We start from the raw sequence: 22,629 nt of genomic DNA on the forward strand, positions 1-22,629 counted from the left end.
TGAAGATCGTGAGAGCCCGGTGAGCGCACCCCACCGCCCACCGGGCTCTCACCTGCCCGGCCACTCGTGACCCACCTCACATCCCTGCCCGGTCCTCCTTCCTCATGCCCTTCGCGTGACGGCCGATCGGAGGGGGGAACGCCGGCGCCGCAGAGCGCCCTGTGAGGGATGGGGCATCAGTGAAACGTCTGTCCGGAACTGTCCTCGGCGGGCTGGTGCTCGCCTCCGCCGCGTGCGTGGCGGTCCCCGGGCCGGCGCTGGCCGCCTCCGTCCCGGCGGGTATCCAGGGGCTGGACGTCAGCTCCCACCAGCCGAGCGTGTCGTGGCCGTCGGTGTACGGCGCGGGCGGGCGGTTCGCCTACGTCAAGGCCACCGAGTCGGTGACCTACCGCAACCCCTACTTCGCCACGCAGTACCAGGGCGCCCGCCAGGCGGGCCTGATCCGGGGCGCCTACCACTTCGCGCTGCCCCACAAGTCCGGCGGCGCCGCCCAGGCCGACTACTTCGTGAAGAACGGCGGCGGCTGGACGGCCGACGGCTGGACCCTGCCCGGCGCGCTCGACATCGAGTTCAACCCCTACCAGTCCTCCAACGGCCTCGACACGTGCTACGACCTGTCGCCCGCCCAGATGGTGAGCTGGATCCGCTCCTTCAGCGACCGCTATCTCGCGCTGACCGGCAGGCGGCCCACCATCTACACCAACACCTACTGGTGGCAGACCTGTACCGGCGGCAGCGCCGCCTTCGGCGACCACCCGCTCTGGATCGCCCGCTACGCCTCCTCCGCCGGCACCCTGCCCTCGGGCTGGACCCGGCACACCATCTGGCAGTACGCCAGCTCCGGGACCTTCCCCGGCGACCAGAACGTCTTCAACGGCACCGCCGCGCAGCTCAAGCAGCTGGCCACGGGCCAGAGCACCGGGGCCGTCACCCCCGCCCCCGCGGCCAAGGCCGAGACCCGCGTCTCCCTGGTGAACACCGGGCCCGACCGGATCAAGCGCGGCCGGAAGATGACGCTCGTCGGCACCCTCAGCCAGTACACCGCCACCGGCACCCGCACGGGCGCCGCCAAGCAGCGCGTCACGATCAGGTTCAGGCCCCGCGGATCGGCGGCCTGGCGTACGGCGGGCACCGCCACGACCACCGCCACCGGTACCTTCCGCAAGACGTTCACGGCGGGCAAGGACGGCTCCTGGCAGGCGGTCTACGCCGGGGACTCCAAGCGCCTGGCCACCAGGAGCGCCACCGGCTACGTCGACGTCCGCTGATCGGCACCCACCCCCGCTGATCGATCTCCGCCGGGGCCCTTCCGCGCCAAGCCGTCCTCCGGGGACGGCAAGGGGAGCGTCCCGGCCGTCACCGTGATCCTCCCGGCGTCGCCAAATCCGTCCCCCGGATTGCCGTTCACGGGGTTCGGTCCGTGTGTCGCCGAGGAGTTCCGGGTGGCATGAGGACGCTGACGCGCCGGCGGGCGGCGGGCTCGGGAGTGTGCGATCGGGAGGACGATGTCGTCGCTGCTGTACTCGCTCGGGCGGGCCTGTTACCGGGCGCGGACACCGGTGATCATCGGCTGGATCGCGCTCCTCGCCGCCCTCGGCTCCGCCGCGGGTGCGGTCTCGGCCGGGACGAGCGACTCCTTCGCCATCCCCGGCACCCCGTCGCAGAACGCGCTGGACACCCTGGACAGACGGTTCCCCCAGGCCGGCGGCGCGCAGGCGCAGATGATCGTGGTGGCCCCCGCCGGCGGGAAGGTCACCGACGCCCCGGTCAAGGCGCGGGTGGAGCAGGTCGCCGACGCGCTCGGCGAGGTCGACGGGGTGGCCGCGGTGGTCGACCCGTACGACGAGGACGTCACCTCGGCGCTGTCGCAGGACGGCCGCGCGGCCCTGGTGACCGTCCAGCTCGACATGGCCGGGGACGACGTGACCGACGAGCTGCGCTCCGCCCTGGTCTCCGCCGCCCGGCCGCTCCGGGAGGCGGGCGCCGTGGCGCGCTTCGGCGGAGCCGCCTTCGGGACCGCCCCGCCCCGGCCCGGCGTGACGGAGGCGCTCGGCGTCCTGGTCGCGCTCATCGTGCTCGCGGTCACCTTCGGCTCCCTGCGCGCCGCGGGGATGCCCCTGCTGACGGCGGTGGTGGGCGTGGGGATCGCGATGGCGGCGGTGATGGCCGCGACCGCGTTCACCGCGATCTCCTCCACCGTCCCGCTGCTCGCCCTGATGATCGGGCTGGCCGTCGGGATCGACTACGCCCTGTTCATCCTGTCCCGGCACCGCGACCAGCTCGCCGAGGGGCTCGACGCGGAGGAGTCGGCCGCGCGGGCCGTGGCCACGGCCGGGTCTGCGGTCGTGTTCGCGGGGCTCACCGTGGTCATCGCGCTGCTGGGACTCGCCGTCGCGCGGATCCCCTTCCTGACCACGATGGGCCTGGGGGCCGCCGGCGCGGTGCTCGTCGCCGTCCTCGTCGCGCTGACCCTGCTGCCGGCCCTGTTCGGCGTCTCGGGGGACCGGCTCCGGCCGCGCCGGGCCCCCTCCCGCCTGCCCTGGCGCAAGGAGCGCAGGGAGCGCACCGGCGGCACCCGCCCGGCCGAGCGCTGGGTCCGCGCCGTCACCCGCCGGCCGGCCGTCACCGTCGCACTGGTGGTGCTCGCCATGGGCGCGCTGGCCCTGCCGGCGCGCGACCTGCGGCTGGCGCTGCCCGGCAACGGCACCGCGCCGCCGGACAGCACCCAGCGCCAGGCCTACGACCTGGTCGCCGAGCATTTCGGCCCGGGGTTCAACGGCCCGCTGCTCGTCACCGCCGACATCATCAGGACCACCGACCCCGTCGGCGTCGTGCGCCGGATCGCCGACGAGCTGCGGGACCTGCCCGGGGTCGCCGCCGTCACCACCGCCACCCCGAACCCCACCGCCGACACCGGGATCATCGCCCTGGTCCCGGAGGGCGACCCGCAGTCGCGGGCCACCGAGGACCTCGTGACCCGCATCCGCGGCCTGAGCGGGCACTTCGCCGACGAGTACGGCGTCGAGGTGGCCGTGACGGGCCACACGGCGGTCGCCGTCGACGTCTCCGCCCGGCTGGCCGGGGCGCTGCCGCCCTTCGCCGTCCTGGTCATCGGCCTGTCCCTGATCCTGCTCGGTGCGGTCTTCCGCTCGGTCACCATCCCGATCAAGGCGACCGCCGGGTACCTGCTCTCGGTCGGGGCGTCCTTCGGGGTGACCGCCGCGGTCTTCGAGTGGGGCTGGGCGGCCGGCCCGCTGGACGTCGCCCGCACCGGCCCCGTCATCAGCTTCATGCCGATCATCGTGATGGGCGTGCTGTTCGGCCTGGCCATGGACTACGAGGTCTTCCTCGTCTCGCGGATGCGCGAGGAGTACGTGCACGGCCGGGACGCCCGCGACGCCGTGACCGTCGGCTACGTCTCCGGCGCGCGGGTCGTGACCGCCGCCGCGCTGATCATGATCGCGGTCTTCGCGGCGTTCGTCCCGCACAGCGACGCGAACGTCAAGCCGATCGCCCTCGCGCTCGCCGTGGGGGTGCTCCTCGACGCCTTCGTCGTGCGCATGACCTTCGTGCCCGCCGTACTGGCCCTGCTGGGGCGCGCGGCGTGGTGGCTGCCCGGCCGGCTGGACCGCCTGCTGCCCTCCTTCGACGTCGAGGGCGAGGCGCTGCGTCACCGGCTGGAGCTGGCCGGCTGGCCCGCGCCGGGGTCCGCCGACGTGATCCGCGCGGAGGGTCTCAGCCTCTCCGGCCCGCGGGGGCCGGTGTTCACCGGCGTCGACCTGGCCGTCCCGCCCAGGACGGTGCTCGTCGCGTACGGCCCGCCGGGCACCGGCAAGACCGCCCTGCTGCTCACCCTGTCCGGCCGCATGCCCTTCGACTCCGGCCGGCTGAAGGTCTGCGGGCACGGCCTGCCCGGCGAGGCGGGCGCGGTCAGGGAGCGCAGCGCGCTCGCCGAGACCCCGGGCATCAACGACCTGGAGGAGTCGCTGAGCGTCGAGCAGCACGTCGCCGAGCGGCTGGCCGTCCTGTCGCTGCGGCCGTGGGTCTCCCGGGCCGCCGTGACCCGGGTCCTCGACACCATCGACGCCGCGGTGGCCGCCGCCACGGGGGCCGCCGCCCGCCTGGACCGCACCAGCCTGGTCGCCGACATCACGCCGCTGGAGCGCAGGATCCTCGGGCTGGCGCTCGCCATGATCGGCTCTCCCTCCCTCGTCGTCGTCGACGACGCCGACGGCCTGCGCGCGCCGGACGAGCGCAGGGCGCTGTGGCGGGCGCTGGCCTGGCTCACCGGGAGCCCGGAGATCCGTCACCCCGGCGGCGCGGCGGACACCCTGCCCGCGGTGACCGTCGTGGCGAGCTGCCAGGACCCCGCCGAGGCGCTCGCCGCGATCCCGCGCGAGCGGCTGATCCCGTTCGACATGACCACCGTCCACCCGGCGCGCGAGAAGGTCCGCTGATGCTCCCGTTCCCGTCCCTGCCCTGGTTCGAGCTCGCCCGGTTCCGGCGCAACCGGCTGACCAGGGCCGCGCTGGTGGCGGTGACGGTGGTGCCGCTGTTCTACGGCGTGCTGTACGTGTGGGCGAACTGGGACCCCGTCGGCAACCTCCACAACGTCGACGCCGCCGTCGTCAACCTCGACAAACCCGTCACCACGACGGGCGCCGACGGCACGCGCCGGACCGTGCCGCTCGGCCGCAGCCTGGCCGGTGAGCTGACCGGCGCCGGGGACGGCAACTTCCACTGGACGCTCACCGACGCCGCCGACGCGCAGGCCGGGCTCGCCGACGGCGGCTACGCCGCCGTGGTCACGATCCCCGAGGACTTCTCCGCAGCCGTCACCTCGACCGCGGGAGAGGACGGGACCCGGGCCGAGCAGGCCGTCCTGCGGGTGCGCAGCAACGACGCCCACAACTATCTCGCCGGGACCCTGGCCAGGTCGGTCGGGGCCGCCGCGACGGCCGCGCTCAACTCCCAGGTCACCGAGACCTACCTCGACAACGTGTACGTCGCCTTCACCACCCTGCACGGGCAGATCGGCCAGGCCGCCGAGGGTGCGGCGGACCTGGCGGGCGGCGCCCGCCGGCTGGCCTCCGGCGCCGCGCGGACCGACGAGGGGGCCGACGAGCTCGTGGTGGGCCTGCGGCGGCTGTCGTCCGGCGCCGGGCAGCTGAGCCGGGGCACCGGGCAGCTCTCCGGCGGGGCCTCCGACCTGGCAGAGGGGGCCGCATCGCTCTCGAACGGGCTGGGCGTGCTCGCCCGCGGCACCCGCGGCCTGCCCACGCAGTCCGCGCAGCTGAACCGGGGCGCCCGGAAGATCTCCGGGGGCGCGGGCAAGCTGGCCACCGGAGCCTCCACCCTGGCCGGGGGCCTGACCGGGCTGGAGCGGGGCACCCGGGAGCTGCCCGCCCAGACCCGGCTGCTGGCCGAGGGCGCGGCCCGGCTGGAGGAGGGCGCCGACCGGTTGCTCACCGGCTCCGCCGCGCTGGCCGATGGCGCCGACGAGCTGGCCGCCGGCGCGGGATCCCTCTCGGCGGGGATCGAGGAGTACGGCGCGCGGCTGGCGGCCGTGTCGGCCGGGTGCCCCGCCTCGGGCGCGGCGCCCGCCTACTGCGACCAGCTCGCCCTGCTGGCCGCCGGGATCGACCCGCTGGTCACGGGCGCGGACGCGACCGCGGCGGGTGCCGACGAGGTCGCGGAGGGCGCCGGCGAGCTGCGGGCCGGGATCGTGCGCCTGCACGCCGGCGCCGAGGGGCTGGAGCGCGGGACGGCCACGCTGGCCGCCGCCGGACCGCGGCTGGCCGCCGCCGTCGGCACGCTCTCCGGCGGCGCGTCCTCCCTGAGCGGGGGCGCCTCCACGCTGGCGGGCGGGGCCGGGCAGCTGGCGCGCGGCACCTCGCAGCTGGCCGCCGCCGCCCCGCGCCTGCGGCAGGGCATCTCCCAGGCGGCCTCCGGCGCCGGCCGGCTCGGCCGGGGCTCCGCCCGGCTGGCCTCCGGCGCAGCCGACCTCGACTCCGGCGCCTCCGAGCTGGCCGAGGGGACCTCCTCGGCCGCGGGCGGCGCCACCCGGCTGGCCGAGGGCACCTCCCAGGTCGCCTCCGGCGCGGGGCGGCTGCGCTCCGGGTCGTCCGAACTCGCCGACGGGCTGGCCGAGGGGGCCGAGAGGATCCCGAGCTACAGCGACCGGGAGCGGCAGGTCCTGCGGAAGGTGGCGGCCACCCCCGTCGTGCAGGACATGGAGCGGCTGAACGGCGTGGAGGCCAACGGCGCCGGTCTCGCGCCCTACTTCATGGCGCTGGCGCTGTGGGTCGGCGCCATGTCGATCTACATGCTGCTGCGCACCCTCTCGGAGCGCGCCCTCGTGTCGACCTCGCCGTCCTGGCGGATCGTCCTGGCGGGATACATGCCGGGCACGGTCATCTCCGCGGCGCAGGCGCTGCTGCTGGTCGGCGTGCTGCGCTTCGCGGTGGGGGTCGACATGGCCGGCCTGCCCGGCGTGGCGCTCTTCGCGATCCTGGTCGGGCTCACCTTCACCGCGGTCAACCAGGCGTTGATCGCCACCTTCGGCGGCGCGGGCCGGTTCCTGGCGCTGATCTTCGTCAGCCTGCAGATCACCTCGGCCGGGGGGACCTACCCGATCGAGACGGCCCCGGCGCTCTTCCAGTCGCTGCACGGCCTGCTGCCGATGACCCACGCCGTGAACGGCCTGCGCGGCCTGATCGCCGGGGACGCCCCCGGTCTCGGCCACGCCGCGGCGGTGCTCGTCCTGTGGATCGCCGGGTCGCTGCTGCTGACCGTCCGCGCCGCCCGGCGTCAGCGCATCTGGACCGTGTCCCGCCTGCACGCGACCCAGGTGGTCTGAGCACCGGGCGGCCGGGCGGGTCGTCCTACTCGTACTCGGGCTTGGAGTCGGCGCTCATCGTCTTGCGGACGCCCTCCTGCTTACCACGGTGGGCCGAGGACAGGCGCTCCTCGTGGTGGTGCGGCTCGCTCTTCGGGCGGGAGTGGCGCTGCTTGGAGCCCCCCTTCGTCGCGTTCATCTCGCTCGGGGTCTTGCCCGCCTCCCGCGCCTGGCGGGCCGCCCGGCGGCGCTGATCCTCGTTCCCTTCCATCTTCTTTGCTACCATTTCTCCCCCTTTGTAGATATAAATACCTGCATACCCCTTTTGGCAGGAATGACGCGCGCACCGCGGCGATCGCCCGGACGGGTGAGCCACGGTCCCCCGCATGACGGATGTGACCGGCCAAGACGCGGGATAGCGTTCCCCTGCGGCAGCCGGAGCCGGCCCGCCGCCCGCGTCCGGCACGCACACGGCCGCGGTGAGCACTGACGGAAGGTGATGTTCGGTGGCGCACATTCGGTGGGTCGCAATCGCGGCGATGGTGATCGGCCTGCTCGTCGCCGGCGCGAGTGTGATCCCGCTCTCCCGGGCGGGCGAGACGGGCGCGCGGGTCGAGAGCCATCTGGCCAAGGCGGAGGAGCTGAGCCGCGAGGCGGAGGCGGCCAAGGAGAGCGACCCGGCCCGCTACGACCAGCTCACCCAGGAGATCGCGAGGTGGAACGGGTTCGCCTCCACCGACCTGGACGAGGAGTCCGCCCAGCGGACCGCCGGCCTGGCCATGGCCGCCGGCGGCGGCGGTTTCCTCATCGGCGGCGTCATCGCCCTCATCCTCCTGCGCCGCAGGCCCGCCCGCGCGCAGGGCGGCCTCCACCAGCAGGGCGGCGGCTCCCACAAGAACCCGCAGTACCGCTAGCCGTATCCCCGCCGCGCCCCCGGCTCCCCCGAGCGGCCGGGTCAGTCCGGGGGCCAGGCCGCGAGCTGGAACCAGACGGACTTGCCGTGGGGGTTGGGGGTCCACCCCCAGGCGTGGGCGAGGGTGTCGACGATGGCCAGCCCCCGGCCGGAGCCGTCGGCGTCCCCGGCCCGCCTCATCCGGGGGATCGTGACGCAGGAGTCGTAGACCTCCACGATCAGCAGTTCCCTCTCCCTGCCGACCACGACGCGCACGGCGGTCTCGTGCGGCACGCCCGCCGCGCCGTACGCGACGGCATTGGTGACCAGCTCGGACACCAGGAGCTCGGCGACCTCGGGAACGCCGTCGGCCGCGCCCCAGTCGGCGGCCACGTCGCGCACGAAGCGCCGGACGGAGGCGACGACCCGCCCCTCGCGCGGCACCCGCTTCTCCCCCAGGGTGCGGATCGCGGGATCCAGCGCGTAGCGGTGCCCGGCGAGGATCGAGCACGCCTTGAGGACCTGTTCCATGTCCCGCCTCCCCGCCGTGGATCTCATGATGTCAGCGTGACGAAGATCCGCTACTTTTGGTAGTCGAATGATTACCACAGTGGAGTGTTGGAGTTCACTCCCCCCTTTTTGAACTCCGACAAGGAGGACTTCATGGCTGATCTCTATACACCTCAGGCGATATGGGGCAGAGAGTTACGCCATTACCGCCAGGCGGCGGGCCTCACCCAGGCCCAGCTCGCCCAGCGGATCCACTTCAGCGAGTCCCTGATCAGCGGCATCGAGACCGGCCAGCTGCCGGCCGGCCCCGAGTTCGCACGCGTCTGCGACGAGACCCTCGGCACCGGCGGAGCCCTCCAGCGGCTGCTCGACTGGCGCAAGGGCCAGCAGATCCCCTCCTGGTTCGGCAGATGGCGCGACAAGGAGCAGGTCGCGACCAGCCTCCGCGCCTACGAGCCGCTGGTGTTCCCCGGCCTGCTGCAGACCGAGGCCTACGCCCGCGTGCTGCTGCGCGGCGACGAGGCCGCGGTGGAGGCGCGCCTGGCCCGCCAGACCATCCTCACCCGCGACGACCCCCCGCCCCCGATCTTCCGGTGCGTGATCGACGAGGCGGTCCTGCACCGCCCGATGGGCGGCCCCAAGGTGATGCGGGAACAGCTGGAACGCCTGGTGACGATGACCGGCCCCCGGCTGAGCGTGCAGGTCCTGCCGCACGGCATGCACTCCGGGCTGATGGGCGGATTCGCAATCGCGGCCCTCGACGGGGGAAGCGACGTACTGTATGCGGAGACGGCGGTACGAGGCCTCACCACGAGCGACCATGAGGATGTCGCGGCGGCCGTGGAGCGTTTCGAGGCCATCCGCACCGAGGCGTTGCCGTTGAGCATGTCCATCGATCTCATCCAGAGGGCGGCAGAGGAAAAATGGACCTGAGTAAGGCCAGGTGGACCAGATCGAGTCTCTCCGGCGACAACGGCGGAAACTGCGTCGAGGTCGCGGAGCTCACAGGCGTCACCGCCGGCCCCCGCCACAAGACCGGGCACGCCGAGCTGATCGCCGTGCGCGACTCCAAGGACCCCGACGGCCCGGCGCTGTTCTTCACCCCCGCCGAGTGGGACGCGTTCATCGGCGGGGTGAAGGCCGACGAGTTCGACCGGAGCCGCTGACCCGGCCCGAGCCGCCGGCGGGGGCGTCGGGCGGGAGCGTCGTGATCCGCGGCGCCCCGCGGCAGCTCACAGTGGGCCCCCTCACCGGGACGCCTCACAACGGGATGAGCGTGTCCCTGGCGTGGTCGGCGACGGCGGCGGCGACCACGGTCGCCTCGATCGGCAGCACGTCCATGCACAGCCGCAGCGCGTCGAGCAGCTTGGGGAACGGCACGCGCATCGACAGCGTGCAGTGCGGCACCCACGCCCCCGGCCGGTAGACGTCGAACCCGGTGATCCCCGCCGCGGCCAGCCGCTCGTGCACCGCCGCGTGGTGGGCCAGCAGCTGCGGCGTGGGGACCGGGCCGAGCCAGAGCACCCGGCCGAGGAACTGCCCGACGAAGTCGAAGCGGAGACCGAGCGGGACGGCCACCTCCATGCCCCGCAGCGCCGCGGCCACCGCGGGACCGTCCAGCCGCGGGGCGCTGATCAGCGAGACGTGCGGGCGGTGGCGGCCCTTGAGCAGGTCGCGCATCGACGGGACACCCTCCCGGGCCAGCGCGTCCCACAACGTCCTGATCCGCTTCTCGGCGACCGGATCGAGATAGAGCTCCAGCGCGGCGACCATGGCTGAAGGGTAGCCAGCGCGCGTCCCCGCCCGGGGAGCGGCCCACCCCTGGGGACCCGGGCCCGGGGTTTTCCCTAGGACGTTCCCTGATTCGCATCCCGGGTGGGGCGCTGAGGATGGACGGGTTCCCATGGCCTCACCGGGGAGACAGCCATGACACCGATCACACGCCACATCCCCCTGTTCAGTCTTGAGGGCGTTCCGGACGCCGAGGTCTCCACCCACCCGTTCACCACCGCCGACGGTCTGGGCCTCGACATGCTGCGATTCAGGCGCGGCGAGAGCGACGACGTCGTCCTGGTGATCCACGGGCTGACCACCTCAAGCGACATGTTCATCATGCCCGAGCACGACAACCTCGTCCGCTACCTGCTGGACAACGGGTTCCCCGAGGTGTGGACGCTGGACTACCGGATGAGCAACCGGCATCCGTACAACCGGTCGATGCACCGCTTCACGCTCGACGACATCGCGCTGTACGACCACCCGGCCGCCCTGGAGACGCTCCGCCGCGTGACCGGCGAGCGGCGGGTGCACGTCGTCTGCCACTGCCTCGGCGCGGTCTCGTTCACCATGAGCCTGTTCGGCGGGGCCGTGTCCGGCGTGCGCAGCGTCATCGCCAACAGCGCGGCGCTCACGCCCAGGGTGCCGGCCTGGTCGCGGGCGAAACTGACGTTCGCGCCCACCCTCGTCGAGTACGTGCTGGGCTTGCCCTACCTGGACCCGTCCTGGCACAACGAGCCGCTCCTGTCCCGCGGGCGGATGTTCTCCCAGTTCGTGTCGCTGTTCCACCCCGAGTGCGACGAGCCCGCCTGCCACATGCTCAGCCTCATGTGGGGCACGGGCTGGCCGGCGCTCTACGCCCACGACAAGCTCCACCCGGTCACCCACCGGCGCAGCGGCGACCTCTACGGTCCCACGGGCCTGCACTACTACCGGCACGTCCTGAAGATGGTGCGGGCGGGCAGGGCCGTGAAGTACGACACCCGCAACCCCCGCTACGACGCCCTGCCCCGCGACTATCTGGCCGACGCGGCCTCGATCGACACGCCGATGCTGCTGACCACGGGCGACAGGAACCACGTCTTCGCCGACTCCAACGTCGTGTGCCACGAGCGGCTGCAGGCGGTGGCGCCCGGACGGCACGAGCTGGCCGTCTTCCCGGGCTACGGCCACCAGGACATCTTCATGGGGCAGCACGCCCACCTGGACGTCTTCCCCTACATGATCGACTTCCTCAAGCGGCACATGGGGTGAGCCCGCCATGACTGGACTTGTCTTCCACGAGACGATGAGCGGACCGTTCGCCATGGGAGTGGACACCCCGCAGGAGGGCGAGCGGGTCGGCCGGCGCACCGGATGGCGGCTGCGCCTGCACTCCACCGTGACGATCGGGAACGTGGACCGGTTCGTCGCCGACCCCCAGCACACCGCCGCGCTCTCCGGCGAGATCGAGCTTCCCGGCATCACCCGCCGCATCCCCTTCCGCAACGGCACCTTCCAGCTCTTCGTGCCCTCCCGCGGCGCGGGGCTGCGGCTGATGACCTACGAGGCGGAGTTCGAGCACGCCGGCGCGCGGCACCGCTTCGCCGGGGAGAAGAGGGTGCGCGACGACTTCGGGTTCGACCTCATGCCCGACACCACGACCCTCCACTCGCGGCTGTACCGCAACGGCGACGCCGTCGAGGGCGGCGGCGTCCTGCGGATCGGGCTGGCCGGCCTGGCCAGGATGATCGCGTCCATGCGGGCGCGGGAGGCCGCCTCGCCCGATGAGGCCGCGCGCGCCATGGCGGTGTTCGGGCTGCTGTTCGGCAGGAACCTGCGCGAGGCCTACCTGAGCCGTCCCCAGGCCTGGGCCGAGGCCGCCCGCAGGCGCGCCGTACCGTCCGAGGCGGGGTGGGAGCGGTGAGCGGCAAGCTGGCGCTGGTGCTGTCGGGCGGCGGGGCGCCGGCCGCCTACTTCGGCGCGGGAGTGATCGCCCATCTGGAGGAGCGGGGACTGCTCGACCGGGTGCAGGTGGTGTCCGGGACCTCGGCGGGCGCGTTCAACGCCGCGGCGGTGGCCGTCGGCCTCAAGGCCGAGGAGCTGGCGAGGATGTGGCGGTCGGTCCGGCCGCTCGACTTCGTCGGCCCCCGCTTCGACCTCGGACTGATCAACTGGGGCGCGCTGCTGCGCGGGCCGACCACGGGCCTGACGGACTATCTGCTCAGCACGATCGCCTGGACCTGGTTCGCCGAGACCCGCCAGGCCCGGCGGTGGGTGCTGGACAACCTCGGCCGGCCCAACGACTCCAAGGGCCGCATCCCCGTCCGCGAGGGGATGACGCTGATCGTCTCGGCGGTGAACCTGTCGACGGGGCGGGTCGTCCGCTTCACCAACAACAAGCCGGAGCGCGACCGGGCGCCGGCGTCGGCCGAACGGCCCTACAGCCTGTCGTACGAGTACCTGCAGGAGGATCTCACCGTCGACCATCTGTTCTCCAGCGCCGCCGTACCGCTGCTGTTCCGGCCCGGGATGCACGGCGGCCAGGAGCACGTGGACGCCGGCCTGGTGGCCAACACCCCGCTGTCCCCGGTCTTCGACTACCGGCCCGACGCGGTCGTCGTGGTCTCGGCCTCCGGGGTCAGCTCGGTGCTCGGCTCGCCCACCTCGCTCGGCGCGGCCATCAGCCGGATCGCCGACAACATCGCGCGCTACTCCGTCTACAGCAGCTACGAGCACGCCAAGACGATCAACACGCTCATCGAGCAGGCCCCGCAGGCGGAGCTGGCGAGCGACAAGAAGCAGGTGGACCTGAGGCTCATCGAGCCGGAGGGCACGGAGTTGACGCTCAGCGGCTTCCTCGGGTTCCGGGAGAAGACGGCCGACCGGCTCATCGAGTTCGGCCACGCTCAGGCCGAGCGCGCGCTGAAGGGCTGGCCGGAGGAGCCCTCCAGGTCCGGGAGGGGCTGACCCATGGCGGCCCATCGGGATGACAGGGGTACCGAGCACGTCGACGCCGTGGTCGTCGGCTCCGGCTTCGGCGGGTCCGTCGCCGCCTACCGGCTGGCGCAGGCCGGCCTGTCGGTGGTCGTCCTGGAACGGGGGCGGGCCTACCCTCCGGGCAGCTTCCCCCGCTCGCCCGCCGACATGAAGCGGGCCTTCTGGGATCCCCACGAGGGGCTCCAGGGCCTGTTCGACGTCTGGCGCTTCAACGGTTTCAGCTCGGTGGTCTCCAGCGGGCTGGGCGGCGGATCGCTCATCTACGCGAACGTCCTGCTGCGCAAGGACGAGCGCTGGTTCGTACGCGACGACCCGCTGCCCGGCGGCGGCTACGAGACGTGGCCGATCACCCGCGCCGACCTCGACCCGCACTATGACGCGGTGGAGGCGATGCTCACCCCCTCGCCCTATCCGTTCGAGGAGGCCGCCTACGGCATCACCCCCAAGACGGCCGAGCTGCGCGAGGCGGCCGCCAAGCTCCACCTCAGATTCGAGCTGCCGCCGCTGGCCGTCAGCTTCGCGCCCGCGCCCGGCGCCCCGCCCGGCCTGGGCCTGCCGATCGCCCCGGCGGAGTACGGCAACCTGCACGGCCTGCCGCGCCAGACCTGCCGGTTGTGCGGGGAGTGCGACATCGGCTGCAACGACGGGGCCAAGAACACCCTCGACCACACCTACCTGTCGGCGGCCGCCCACCATGACGCCGACATCCGCACCCGGTGCGAGGTGCGCGGGATCCGCCGCGGGCTCTCCGGCGGGTACGAGGTGAGCTACGTCCACCACGATCCCTCCTACGAGGGGCACAAGGTCGTCCCGGGCACGCTGCCCCAGCGCCACATCACCTGCGACCGGCTCATCCTCGCCGCCGGGACGTACGGGACGACGCTGCTGCTGCTGCGCAGCAGGGCCGAGCTGCCCGGCCTGAGCGACGCGCTCGGGACGCGGTTCTGCGGCAACGGGGACCTGCTGACCTTCCTGCTGCCCGGCCGGGGCGCGGCCCCCGCCCTGATGCGGGCGAGCCGGGGGCCGGTCATCACCATGGCGGTCCGCGTCCCCGACGGCGCCGACGGCGGTGAGGGACGCGGCTACTACGTGCAGGACGGCGGGTACCCGGCCTTCGTGGACTGGCTGGCGGAGTACAGCGGCGGCGGCCGGGTCCGTCTCCTGCTGCGCGCGGCCGACTTCGCGATCAGGTGGCTCTACAGCCAGACCACCCGCTCGGCCGACACGGGGCTGAGCTCGGCGATCTCCGGGCTGCTGTCCGACGGGACGCTGTCGTCGGGGTCGCTGCCCCTGCTCGGCATGGGGCGCGACATCCCCGACGGCGTGATGCGGCTGCGCGAAGGCCGCCTCGACGTGCGGTGGAGCACGCGCACGAGCATGGAGTACTTCCAGCGGGTCCGCACCACCATGCGGGCGATCGCCGACGAACTGGGCGCGTCGTACATCGACAACCCGGTGTGGTTCTCCTGGTTCGTCCGCCGGATCATCACCGTCCACCCGCTGGGCGGGGCGCCCATGGGCGACGGACCGCACGAGGGGGTGTGCGACGCCAACGGGGAGGTCTTCGGCCATCCCGACCTCTACGTCCTGGACGGGGCGGCCATGCCCGGCCCCGTGGGTCCCAACCCCTCCCTGACCATCGCGGCCTTCGCCGACCGGGCGTGCACCCGGATGCTGGAGAGGGTGCCCGCCTGAAAGTCCCCGGAGCCGGCCGGGGGAGCCGCGTGGAAGACCCCGGACATGCCGAACGCCCGTCCCCCGCGTTCAGGGGACGGGCGTCTCGGCGGCCCTCACTTGAGGATCGGCAGTCGCTTGACCAGGGCGGTCTTGCCCCACCGGGCACCCAGGCCCAGGGTGTCGCCGGCCCGGGCCAGGGCCAGGGCGACCAGCACGATGGCGTAGACGATGTGCTCGTCCATGAACGGGTTGGTGACCAGGGGCAGCTCGGCCGCCCACATCATCAGCATCATGGCCGCGCCCGCGCCGGCCGCGATCCGCAGGCCCATGCCCAGGATCAGCGCGGTGCCGATGCCGGCCATGCCGAGCATGAACAGCCAGTCCACCCAGGCCTGACCGGCCAGGGCGCTGAAGAAGCCGCCCAGCGCGTTCTCGCCGGTGCCCTTCAGAAAGCCGGTGGTGGGGCTGCCCCCGTTGACCCAGGCCTTGGCCGCCGGGGTGGCGAACCCGAGACCGAAGGTCTTGTCGAGGAAGGCCCACAGGAACACCCAGCCCAGGGCGATGCGGGCGGCGGCCCAGGCGTAGGCGACGGCGGGGGTACGGCCCCGCGCGGCGGCGGCGGGGGCGGCGGTAGTGGTGACGGCGTGGCCGTTGATCGGCTTGCGTCCCTCGATGACGGCCATGACTGGCTCCTCTTGCTCCGTGCTTTGCGTTCTCTCTCTTACGTCACCCAGTCAATCGGCTGCACCCCCTGTTCCCGCAGAGCCGTACGGCTCAGGCCCGCGGTTCCGAGGTCCCCTCCCGGAAGGACCTTGGTCCCTGTCCCGGGCGTCCCTGCCTCCCGGGCGCGCTTCACCGGGGATGGAGGGGCGCGGGCGGGGTACGTCCCGGCCGCAGGCTCCCAATCGAGAAGTGAGGATCCGATGAGCGAACACGAGCGTTCCCGTACGATGACCGCCCCGCCCGACCTGGTCTTCGACCGGGCCAGCGACGTGGACCGGCTCGACACCTGGCTCCCGCGGGATCTGCACGTGCGATCCGAGGAACTGCCCGCGGTGACCGTGCACGAGGACGCCACCGGCAGGGACGAGCGCGGGCTGTTCCGCGCCCAGCGAGACCAGCTCCGCATGGAGTGGGGCACCCGCGACGACGACCACTACGCGGGGTGGCTGCAGGTCACGAGCATCAGCGACCAGTCGAGCGAGGTGACCGTGCACCTGTCCTTCTTCGACGAGGAGCACGCCCCGCCCGCCGAGGAGGTCGACCACGCCCTGGACAAGAGCCTCGAACGGCTCGCGGAGCAGGTGCGCACCTGACGGGGCGCCCCGCCCGGCGCGGATCCGCCGGGATCGTGCGAGGCCTCGCGCCGGGGATCGCACCGGGCCTTCCCGCCGGGGATCGCGGCCTCCGGAGCACGCGGTCCCCGGCGGGCCGGGTCAGGAGCCCACGGGTTCCGGGACGGCCTCCCGCGGAGCGGTGCGGGGCCGCAGCGCCGCGGCGAGCAGGCCGCCCGTCAGGGTGATGAACGCGATCATCCCGAAGGTTGCGGGCAGCGAGGTCGCGTGGGCGATCCAGCCGGTGGCCGCGGGGGCCAGAAGGCTGGACAGGTAGGTGAACGTGGCGATTCCCGCCACTCCCTGGCCGGGGTCCGCGGTGGCGTTGCCCCCGGCCGCGAAGGCCAGCGGGACGACCACCGCGACGCCCAGGCCGATCAGGACGAAGCCCGCGATCACCAGGGCCGGGGTCCGGCCGAAGGCCACCAGGACGGCGCCGGCCGTGGCGAGCAGGCCGCTGAGCCGGGCGGCCGTGACCGGCCCGAGCCTGCGGACGATCAGGTCGCCGGAGAGCCTGGTGACCGCCATGGACATGGCGAACAGGGCGTAGCCCGCGGCCGCGACGCCGTCGCCGCCGCCGGTGACGTCCTTGATGTAGACGGCGGCCCAGTTCTGGCTGGCGCCCTCGGCGAAGGTCGCGCAGAAGCCGACGGCGCCGATCACGAGGATCGCCCGCGACGGCACGGTGAACCGGGGCGGGGCCTTCTCCCCGGGCTCCGGCCGGGTGTCCAGGAGCCTACGGCTCACCACGGCGCCGAAGGCGAGCAGCACCAGCGCCGCCACCCCGTGGTGGAGCCGCGCGTCGACGCCCGCCTGGGCGGCGGCCGTCCCGACCCCGGCGGCGACGAGGCCTCCCACACTCCACATCCCGTGGAGACCGGACATGATGGAGCGCTTCAGCCCCCGTTCGACGATCACCCCCTGGGCGTTCATGGTGACGTCGCACATGCCTGCGGCGGCGCCGTACAGCAGGAAGACCGCGCAGAGCCAGCCGAACCCGGGGGCCAGCGAGGGCAGCGCCAGCACCGCGCACCACAGGGCGAGCAGGACCCGGGTGGCCCGGCGACCGCCGTACCGGTGAACCAGGCGGGCCGCCATCGGCATGGCAACGAAGGCTCCCAGAGCCGGGCAGAACAGGGCGAAGCCCAGCATGGCGGGGCTCAGGTCGAGGTGATCCTGCAGCCACGGGATACGGGTCGCCATGCTCCCGGAGACGGCTCCGTGCACCGCGAAGACGGCCGCGACGGCGATCCTGGCACGTTGAAGATCGGTACGCATGATGCTAAAAATTAACAGGCAGGCTTCCTGATGAAAAGGGGATAAATGAGGACCGCGACTCCGCAGATGGCCCGGGCGATCAACGACCGCCTGGCGCTCGACCTGCTGCTGGAGCGCGGCCCGCTGACCGCCCCCCAGCTACGGGCACTGACCGGCCTGTCCCGCCCCACCGTCTCGGACCTGATCGAGCGACTGCGGGTCAACGGGCTGATCGAGGTCGCCGGAGAGAGCGGGGAGGACCGCCGGGGCCCGAACGCCCGCCTTTACGGCATCGTCGCCGACCGCGCCCACGTGGCCGGGATCGACGTGCGCCGCTCCGCCGTCAACGTCACCGTCGCCGACATCACCGGCCGGACCGCCGGCTCGGCCGTACGACCCCTGCGGCCCGGCGACGACCTGGCCGAGCTCATCGTCGCCACGGTCGCCGAGGCGGCCGGGTCCAGGAGCATGCACGCCGTCGTCCTGGGCGCTCCCGGCCTGGTGGACCCGGACGCCGGAGACCTGGTGGCCGACAACGGCGTGCCCGGCTGGAAGCCCAACCTGCTCCAGACCCTGCGCCATCGGATCGACGCCCCGGTCACTCTGGAGAACGAGGTCAACCTCGCCGCCGTCGCCGAGCACCGCGCCGGATCCGCCCGGGGACGTGAGGACTTCGTCCTGCTCTGGCTGGACGACGGGGTCGGCGCCGCGATCACCCTCGACGGGCGGCTGCGGCGCGGCGTCTCCGGCGGCGCGGGCGAGATCGGGTTCCTGCGGCCGGGCGGCACGGCGATCTGCGACATGGTGACGAGCGAGGCCGCCCGCGCTCTGGACCCGGACTCCCTCGCGGCCCTGCTCGCCGAGATCGCCTTCACCCTGGTCGCGGTCCTGGATCCGGGGCTGGTCGTCCTCGGCGGGGGGACCGGGCACTCAGGCGGCGACGCGCTGGCGGCGCGGACCGGCGAGCACCTGGCCGCCCTCTCCCCCGTCCCGGTCCAGGTACGGCCGAGCACGGTCGAGGGCAACGCGATCCTGCGCGGCGCGCTGTTCACCGCCCTGTCCATCGCCCACCGGGACGTCTTCGGCGGCGTCCCCGGATGACCCGGATGACCCGGATGACCCGGATGACGGAGCCCTCCGGCGGCCCGGCGGGGTGAAGGCGGAGTCGTGGTGACCACGGATGGGACGCGGCCGGGGGCGGCGGAGTCCCCGGCCGCTCAATCGGCTCGTTCCCGCTCGGCGGCGGCGTAGGCGGCGTCGAGGCGCTCGAACGGGCCCGGGCCGTCGTGCGGTTTCGGCGGGGCGCCGAGGTGGCGGACGCGGAGCTCGTCCATGAGCTCCTCGACGAACGCCGGACCCTCATCGCGCATGAGCTGCTGCCGGATTCGGAGCTCGGCGCTGCCCGGGCGCCAGTCGAGGCCCCAGTTGCCGAGGGCGTAGATGACCGGCAGCGTCTGGATGCCGGCTTCGGTGAGGCTGAAGCGCGCGCGCTGCCCGCGGGCCGCGGTGCCGCGGGTGAGGAGCCCCGCGTCGATGAGCCGCTTGAGCCGGTCGGAGAGGATGTTCGAGGCGATGCCCTCGATCGACCCGGTGAGCAGCGCGCGGAAGTATCGGCGGTCGCCGAAGATGACGTCGCGCAGCACGAGCAACGACCAGCGATCTCCGAGCACCTCGACGGCGGTGTTGATCGGACACCCGGACCGTGGTTCCACGATTCCTCCTTGACAGGTATTTCGCCCCCGATAATAGTAGTTGCAGAATGCAAGCACTATACGGGAAGAGGAGATGATGGGCCGCTTCGTATATTGGATGAACGTGTCCCTCGACCTGCGGATCGAACAGGTTCCCGGGGACAACGGCGCGGGCGAGTGGCTGCGCATCGGCGAGGAGCTGCACCGCGAGTTCAACGCGCGGGCGCGGGCGCTCGCCCTGATGGTCCAGGGCCGGGTCGTCTACGAGGTCATGGAGGAGTACTGGCCACGGGCGCGCGAGGACACGTCGCTGCCGGACGTCCTGCGTGAGTACGGCGAGATCTGGACCGCCAAGCCCAAGGTGCTCGTCTCCCGCACCCGCCGCAGCGCCGGCCACAACACCCGGATCATCGGCGGCGACGACGCGATCGAGCAGCTCGCCGCGCTCCGGGCCGAAACCGACGGCACGATCGGGGTCGGCGGCGCGGCGCTCGCGACGCAGCTTCTCCGGGCGGGGCTGCTCGACGAGCTGCTGCTCTTCACCCATCCCGCGATCCTCGGCTTCGGCAGGCCGCTGTTCGACGACTACGATCTGCCGATCGACCTCGACCTGCTGGAGCAGCGATCGTTCGAGCGGGGTGTCACGATGCATCGCTACGCCGTCCGGGACGCGAAGGAGGCGGGCTCATGCTGAGGCGGATCGCCGATGGTGTGCTGGTCCACGAGAGCGAGTTCGTGCAGAGCAACGCCGTTGTCGTGCAGGGCCCGGCCGGTCCGCTGCTCATCGACCCGGGGGTGACCGGCTCCGAGATGGACTGCCTCGCCGACGACCTCCGCGAGTTGGGCCGGCCCGTCGTGGCGGGGTTCTCCACGCATCCGGACTGGGATCATCTGCTCTGGCACGCCCGCTTCGGCGAGGCGCCCCGTTACGGCACGGCGCGCTGCGCGGCCACCGTCCGGGATCAGCTGCCGGACGCGGATGCGAAGGCCCGGATCGCCGACCACCTGCTCGAGACGGAAATCGCCGGGCAGGTACCGCTGGACCTGCTCGGCATCATCACCGGCCTGCCCGCCGGGACGGAGCAGATCCCCTGGGACGGCCCCGGAGTCCGGATCATCGAGCATCAGGCGCACGCCCCCGGCCACGCGGCGCTGCTGATCGAGGAACGCGGGGTTCTCGTCGCCGGCGACATGCTCTCCGACGTCCTGATCCCCATGCTCGACATGGACGCCGCCGACCCGATCGAGGACTATCTCACCGCGCTGCGGCTGCTGGAGGGCGCGGCGGGCCACGTCGACGCCTTCGTCCCGGGCCACGGGTCCGTCGGCGGAGCCGACGAGGTACACGCGCGGATCGACCGGGATCGGGCGTACGTGCAGGCCCTGCGCGACGATCAGGTCGTCGACGACCCGCGGATCGGCCCGTCGGCCAAGGAGGGCTGGGACTGGGTGGCCGGCGTGCACGAATATCAGCTCCAGCGTCTCGCCGGAAGGAGCCGACAGTGATCCGAGAACGCCGCCGAATGACGAAAGGGCGCTCTGAAATGACGAAAGGGTGCTCTGACGTGCCATTCCGGGACGCGCCGAACGGCGGGAAAGCGCCCTGACCCGACCGGTTCCCGGCGGGCTCCCGACCGCTTCCCCGCTGATTTCCCGCTGATTTCCCGCCGACTCCCCGCTGGTTTCCGGCGGTTTCCTGACAGGCGGATCCGCCCGCCGACCGGCCGGGAGTCATGAATCTTTCATCCGCCCCCGCTCCCGCCGCTCCTTCGTGAGCTGCGGGTTGTCGTCCCCGCCGCACCCGGCGGCGCGATCTTCGGTTTACTCCCTCAGGGACACCGGCCTACAGTCCGATTCGCGTGAGCGCTTCGCTGCATCCGATCGGTAATCCGTCATTTTCGAAAGGTCGGTCATTCCCGTGCGCAATTGGCGAAGAATCGCTGTCGCCTGTGCGGCCGCCGTCTTGTCGGCACTCACCGCGGTCGTCCTCCTCCCGGGCACGGCCTCGGCTCACGGCGCCATGATGGTGCCCGGCAGCCGGACCTTCTTCTGCTGGCAGGACGGGCTCAGCCCGCAGGGGAACATCGTGCCCATCAACCCCGCCTGCTCGTCCGCCGTGGCCCAGAGCGGGGCCAACTCCCTCTACAACTGGTTCAGCGTGCTGCGCTCCGACGGTGCCGGACGGACCCGGGGCTTCATCCCCGACGGGCAGCTGTGCAGCGGCGGCAACCCCAACTTCAGCGGGTACGACCTCGCGCACGCCGACTGGCCGAGGACCCACCTGACCTCCGGGGCGCAGATCCAGTTCCGGTACAACAAGTGGGCCGCCCACCCGGGCTGGTTCTATCTCTACGTCACCAAGGACGGCTGGAACCCCGACCGGCCGCTCACCTGGGACGACCTTGAGGAACAGCCCTTCCACACCGCCGACCACCCGCAGAGCGTCGGCTCGCCGGGCACCAACGACGCCCACTACTACTGGAACGCCACCCTGCCCTCGGGCAAGTCCGGCCGCCACATCATCTACTCGGTGTGGAAGCGCTCCGACAGCGCCGAGACCTTCTACAACTGCTCCGACGTCGTCTTCGACGGCGGCAACGGCGAGGTGACCGGCGTCGGCCGTCCGGGCCCGACCCCGACCGTCACGCCCACGGTGACGCCCACTGTGACCCCCACGGTCACGCCCACCGGTGAGCCGGGCGCCTGCACCGCCACCTACCGGACCGTCAACTCCTGGTCGGGCGGCTTCCAGGCCGAGGTCACCGTGAGCAACCCCGGATCCTCCGGCATCAACGGCTGGACCGTGAAGTGGGCGCTCGACAGCGGCAGCTCCATCAACAGCCTATGGAACGGGACCCATACCGTCTCCGGATCCACCGTCACAGCCAAGAACGCCGACTGGAACCGGAGCATCCCCGCACGCGGCTCCACCACCTTCGGGTTCACCGCCAACGGAACCAGCGGCTCTCCCACATTGACCTGTACCAGTCCCTGACGCCCCGGCCCGTACCGGCCACTGACGACCTGACCCGTACCACTCCCTGACGACCCGCGGGGCCCGGTCCGCCCGGACCGGGCCCCCTTCCCCGAGGAGGGCCCGCCGTGCCGCAAGGCAGGACCACGACGCTGCTGGGCGCCGCGTCCCTGGCCGCCGCGGTGGCCCTGGTCGCGGCGGCCTGTCTCGGCGAGACCCCGCCGAGGCCGCACGCCGCCGGGCACGGGCCCTCCTCCGCCCTCGTTCCCGGGGCCTCCCCCGCCTTTGTCTCCGGGAGCTCCGCTCCCCCTCCCGAGAGCTCCTCCGCTTCCCCTCCCGGGGCCTCCCCCGCGGCCTCCCCGCACTCCACGACCGCGTCCGCCGGGTGTACGGCCACGCTGACCCTCGTCGAGTCCTGGCCGGGCGGCTACCGGGGCACCGCGACGATCAGCAACCGGACCGGCACCCCGATGCGCGACTGGTACATCCAGTGGCTGCTTCCACAGGGCGTGACCATCACCCAGGCCTGGAAGGGCACGCACATGCAGAGCGGCCCGATCGCCATGATCCACGCTCCGGCCGCCGACCCCGTCCTGGCCCCCGGCGCCACCGTCTCCGGCATCGGGTTCGTCGGCGCCGCCGCCACGCCGCCGGCCTTCACCGACATCACCTGCGGCTGACCTCGCCCGCGCCCGCCGTAC

Annotated in this window: 22 protein-coding genes; 16 read left to right on the forward strand and 6 right to left on the reverse strand. The window is 72.9% G+C overall.

The genetic code is table 11. The features are described 5' to 3' along the window. Nucleotides 1–179 precede the first annotated feature (179 nt). The 3 genes from Pta02_RS32690 (at nt 180) to Pta02_RS32700 (ending at nt 6,859) form a co-directional block, all read left to right on the forward strand. Nucleotides 180–1,268: a lysozyme gene (locus tag Pta02_RS32690; protein ID WP_239131412.1), complete on the forward strand. Its 1,089-nt coding sequence runs from the start codon at nt 180–182 to the stop codon at nt 1,266–1,268. A 237-nt stretch (nt 1,269–1,505) separates the two neighbouring features. Beyond that, the gene (locus Pta02_RS32695) at nt 1,506–4,457 is read left to right on the forward strand and encodes an MMPL family transporter (protein ID WP_203878855.1); all 2,952 of its coding nucleotides are present in this window, start codon (nt 1,506–1,508) and stop codon (nt 4,455–4,457) included. After that, a complete protein-coding gene (locus Pta02_RS32700; protein ID WP_203878856.1) occupies nt 4,457–6,859 on the forward strand; it encodes a YhgE/Pip domain-containing protein in 2,403 nt (800 codons plus the stop codon). Before Pta02_RS32695 ends, Pta02_RS32700 begins: the two co-directional genes overlap by 1 nt. 25 nt (nt 6,860–6,884) lie before the next feature. Here the strand turns inward: Pta02_RS32700 and Pta02_RS32705 are convergent, their stop codons facing one another. Next, on the reverse strand, nt 6,885–7,124 hold the full coding sequence (locus Pta02_RS32705; RefSeq protein WP_203878857.1) for a hypothetical protein: 240 nt from the start codon (nt 7,122–7,124) through the stop codon (nt 6,885–6,887). 220 nt (nt 7,125–7,344) lie between these two features. Here Pta02_RS32705 and Pta02_RS32710 point away from each other — a divergent pair, with 220 nt between their 5' ends. Then, nucleotides 7,345–7,752, forward strand: coding sequence for a hypothetical protein (locus tag Pta02_RS32710; protein WP_203878858.1), 408 nt, complete (start codon nt 7,345–7,347; stop codon nt 7,750–7,752). Nucleotides 7,753–7,793: 41 nt separating this feature from the next. On the opposite strand, the gene Pta02_RS32715 is transcribed toward Pta02_RS32710, so the two are convergent. Next, nucleotides 7,794–8,261: an ATP-binding protein gene (locus Pta02_RS32715; RefSeq protein WP_203878859.1), complete on the reverse strand. Its 468-nt coding sequence runs from the start codon at nt 8,259–8,261 to the stop codon at nt 7,794–7,796. 132 nt (nt 8,262–8,393) lie between these two features. Here Pta02_RS32715 and Pta02_RS32720 point away from each other — a divergent pair, with 132 nt between their 5' ends. Then, nucleotides 8,394–9,173, forward strand: a complete 780-nt coding sequence (locus Pta02_RS32720; protein ID WP_203878860.1) for a helix-turn-helix domain-containing protein — start codon at nt 8,394–8,396, stop codon at nt 9,171–9,173. Further along, a complete protein-coding gene (locus Pta02_RS32725; protein WP_203878861.1) occupies nt 9,164–9,406 on the forward strand; it encodes a DUF397 domain-containing protein in 243 nt (80 codons plus the stop codon). The genes Pta02_RS32720 and Pta02_RS32725 overlap by 10 nt, the downstream gene beginning before the upstream one ends. Nucleotides 9,407–9,500: 94 nt before the next feature. Here the strand turns inward: Pta02_RS32725 and Pta02_RS32730 are convergent, their stop codons facing one another. Next, nucleotides 9,501–10,013, reverse strand: a complete 513-nt coding sequence (locus tag Pta02_RS32730) for a 2'-5' RNA ligase family protein (protein WP_203878862.1) — start codon at nt 10,011–10,013, stop codon at nt 9,501–9,503. Nucleotides 10,014–10,166: 153 nt separating this feature from the next. On the opposite strand from Pta02_RS32730, the gene Pta02_RS32735 reads away from it, so the two are divergent. From Pta02_RS32735 to Pta02_RS32750, 4 genes are read left to right on the forward strand one after another with little or no spacing between them, the layout of a single operon-like run. Continuing rightward, nucleotides 10,167–11,270 (forward strand): alpha/beta fold hydrolase, encoded by a 1,104-nt coding sequence (locus Pta02_RS32735; RefSeq protein ID WP_239131413.1) that lies wholly within the window; start codon nt 10,167–10,169, stop codon nt 11,268–11,270. A gap of 7 nt (nt 11,271–11,277) precedes the next feature. Next, nucleotides 11,278–11,922 carry a hypothetical protein gene (locus Pta02_RS32740; protein ID WP_203878863.1) on the forward strand — a complete coding sequence of 215 codons (645 nt, stop codon included), beginning with the start codon at nt 11,278–11,280 and terminating at the stop codon, nt 11,920–11,922. Beyond that, nucleotides 11,919–12,965 carry a patatin-like phospholipase family protein gene (locus Pta02_RS32745; RefSeq protein ID WP_203878864.1) on the forward strand — a complete coding sequence of 349 codons (1,047 nt, stop codon included), beginning with the start codon at nt 11,919–11,921 and terminating at the stop codon, nt 12,963–12,965. Before Pta02_RS32740 ends, Pta02_RS32745 begins: the two co-directional genes overlap by 4 nt. Before the next feature lie 3 nt (nt 12,966–12,968). Then, nucleotides 12,969–14,690, forward strand: coding sequence for a GMC oxidoreductase (locus Pta02_RS32750; protein WP_203878865.1), 1,722 nt, complete (start codon nt 12,969–12,971; stop codon nt 14,688–14,690). 95 nt (nt 14,691–14,785) lie between these two features. Here the strand turns inward: Pta02_RS32750 and Pta02_RS32755 are convergent, their stop codons facing one another. Continuing rightward, a complete protein-coding gene (locus tag Pta02_RS32755; protein WP_203878866.1) occupies nt 14,786–15,355 on the reverse strand; it encodes a hypothetical protein in 570 nt (189 codons plus the stop codon). 240 nt (nt 15,356–15,595) lie between these two features. Between Pta02_RS32755 and Pta02_RS32760 the strand changes: the two genes are divergently transcribed. Then, entirely contained in the window at nt 15,596–15,988 is a 393-nt protein-coding gene (locus Pta02_RS32760) for an SRPBCC family protein (RefSeq protein ID WP_203878867.1), read from the forward strand. Between the two features lie 120 nt (nt 15,989–16,108). Here Pta02_RS32760 and Pta02_RS32765 read toward each other — a convergent pair whose 3' ends face one another. Beyond that, nucleotides 16,109–17,284: an MFS transporter gene (locus Pta02_RS32765; RefSeq protein ID WP_203878868.1), complete on the reverse strand. Its 1,176-nt coding sequence runs from the start codon at nt 17,282–17,284 to the stop codon at nt 16,109–16,111. A 45-nt stretch (nt 17,285–17,329) separates the two neighbouring features. Here Pta02_RS32765 and Pta02_RS32770 point away from each other — a divergent pair, with 45 nt between their 5' ends. Beyond that, complete coding sequence (locus Pta02_RS32770; RefSeq protein WP_203878869.1) at nt 17,330–18,364, forward strand: ROK family transcriptional regulator; 1,035 nt, start codon at nt 17,330–17,332, stop codon at nt 18,362–18,364. Between the two features lie 116 nt (nt 18,365–18,480). Here the strand turns inward: Pta02_RS32770 and Pta02_RS32775 are convergent, their stop codons facing one another. After that, nucleotides 18,481–18,975, reverse strand: coding sequence for a winged helix-turn-helix transcriptional regulator (locus tag Pta02_RS32775; RefSeq protein WP_203878870.1), 495 nt, complete (start codon nt 18,973–18,975; stop codon nt 18,481–18,483). 97 nt (nt 18,976–19,072) lie between these two features. On the opposite strand from Pta02_RS32775, the gene Pta02_RS32780 reads away from it, so the two are divergent. From Pta02_RS32780 to Pta02_RS32795, 4 genes are all read left to right on the forward strand, one after another. Then, entirely contained in the window at nt 19,073–19,648 is a 576-nt protein-coding gene (locus Pta02_RS32780; RefSeq protein ID WP_239131414.1) for a dihydrofolate reductase family protein, read from the forward strand. After that, entirely contained in the window at nt 19,642–20,460 is an 819-nt protein-coding gene (locus tag Pta02_RS32785) for an MBL fold metallo-hydrolase (RefSeq protein WP_203878872.1), read from the forward strand. Before Pta02_RS32780 ends, Pta02_RS32785 begins: the two co-directional genes overlap by 7 nt. Nucleotides 20,461–20,917: 457 nt before the next feature. Next, nucleotides 20,918–21,949: a lytic polysaccharide monooxygenase auxiliary activity family 9 protein gene (locus tag Pta02_RS32790; RefSeq protein ID WP_239131415.1), complete on the forward strand. Its 1,032-nt coding sequence runs from the start codon at nt 20,918–20,920 to the stop codon at nt 21,947–21,949. Between the two features lie 107 nt (nt 21,950–22,056). Next, entirely contained in the window at nt 22,057–22,608 is a 552-nt protein-coding gene (locus Pta02_RS32795) for a cellulose binding domain-containing protein (RefSeq protein WP_203878874.1), read from the forward strand. Nucleotides 22,609–22,629 lie beyond the last annotated feature (21 nt).

It is taken from the genome of Paraplanobispora takensis (genome assembly GCF_016863195.1).
Classification (GTDB): Bacteria; Actinomycetota; Actinomycetes; order Streptosporangiales; family Streptosporangiaceae; genus Planobispora; species Planobispora takensis.

What these genes read in the sequence shown, in the direction of transcription:
- Pta02_RS32705 (WP_203878857.1), bottom strand. Translation starts at nt 7,124, where the DNA reads ATGGTAGCAAAGAAGATGGAAGGGAACGAGGATCAGCGCCGCCGGGCG.
- Pta02_RS32740 (WP_203878863.1), top strand. Translation starts at nt 11,278, where the DNA reads ATGACTGGACTTGTCTTCCACGAGACGATGAGCGGACCGTTCGCCATG.
- Pta02_RS32720 (WP_203878860.1), top strand. Translation starts at nt 8,394, where the DNA reads ATGGCTGATCTCTATACACCTCAGGCGATATGGGGCAGAGAGTTACGC.
- Pta02_RS32765 (WP_203878868.1), bottom strand. Translation starts at nt 17,284, where the DNA reads ATGCGTACCGATCTTCAACGTGCCAGGATCGCCGTCGCGGCCGTCTTC.
- Pta02_RS32700 (WP_203878856.1), top strand. Translation starts at nt 4,457, where the DNA reads ATGCTCCCGTTCCCGTCCCTGCCCTGGTTCGAGCTCGCCCGGTTCCGG.
- Pta02_RS32760 (WP_203878867.1), top strand. Translation starts at nt 15,596, where the DNA reads ATGAGCGAACACGAGCGTTCCCGTACGATGACCGCCCCGCCCGACCTG.
- Pta02_RS32750 (WP_203878865.1), top strand. Translation starts at nt 12,969, where the DNA reads ATGGCGGCCCATCGGGATGACAGGGGTACCGAGCACGTCGACGCCGTG.
- Pta02_RS32730 (WP_203878862.1), bottom strand. Translation starts at nt 10,013, where the DNA reads ATGGTCGCCGCGCTGGAGCTCTATCTCGATCCGGTCGCCGAGAAGCGG.
- Pta02_RS32755 (WP_203878866.1), bottom strand. Translation starts at nt 15,355, where the DNA reads ATGGCCGTCATCGAGGGACGCAAGCCGATCAACGGCCACGCCGTCACC.
- Pta02_RS32695 (WP_203878855.1), top strand. Translation starts at nt 1,506, where the DNA reads ATGTCGTCGCTGCTGTACTCGCTCGGGCGGGCCTGTTACCGGGCGCGG.
- Pta02_RS32770 (WP_203878869.1), top strand. Translation starts at nt 17,330, where the DNA reads ATGAGGACCGCGACTCCGCAGATGGCCCGGGCGATCAACGACCGCCTG.
- Pta02_RS32780 (WP_239131414.1), top strand. Translation starts at nt 19,073, where the DNA reads ATGAACGTGTCCCTCGACCTGCGGATCGAACAGGTTCCCGGGGACAAC.
- Pta02_RS32725 (WP_203878861.1), top strand. Translation starts at nt 9,164, where the DNA reads ATGGACCTGAGTAAGGCCAGGTGGACCAGATCGAGTCTCTCCGGCGAC.
- Pta02_RS32715 (WP_203878859.1), bottom strand. Translation starts at nt 8,261, where the DNA reads ATGGAACAGGTCCTCAAGGCGTGCTCGATCCTCGCCGGGCACCGCTAC.
- Pta02_RS32785 (WP_203878872.1), top strand. Translation starts at nt 19,642, where the DNA reads ATGCTGAGGCGGATCGCCGATGGTGTGCTGGTCCACGAGAGCGAGTTC.
- Pta02_RS32735 (WP_239131413.1), top strand. Translation starts at nt 10,167, where the DNA reads ATGACACCGATCACACGCCACATCCCCCTGTTCAGTCTTGAGGGCGTT.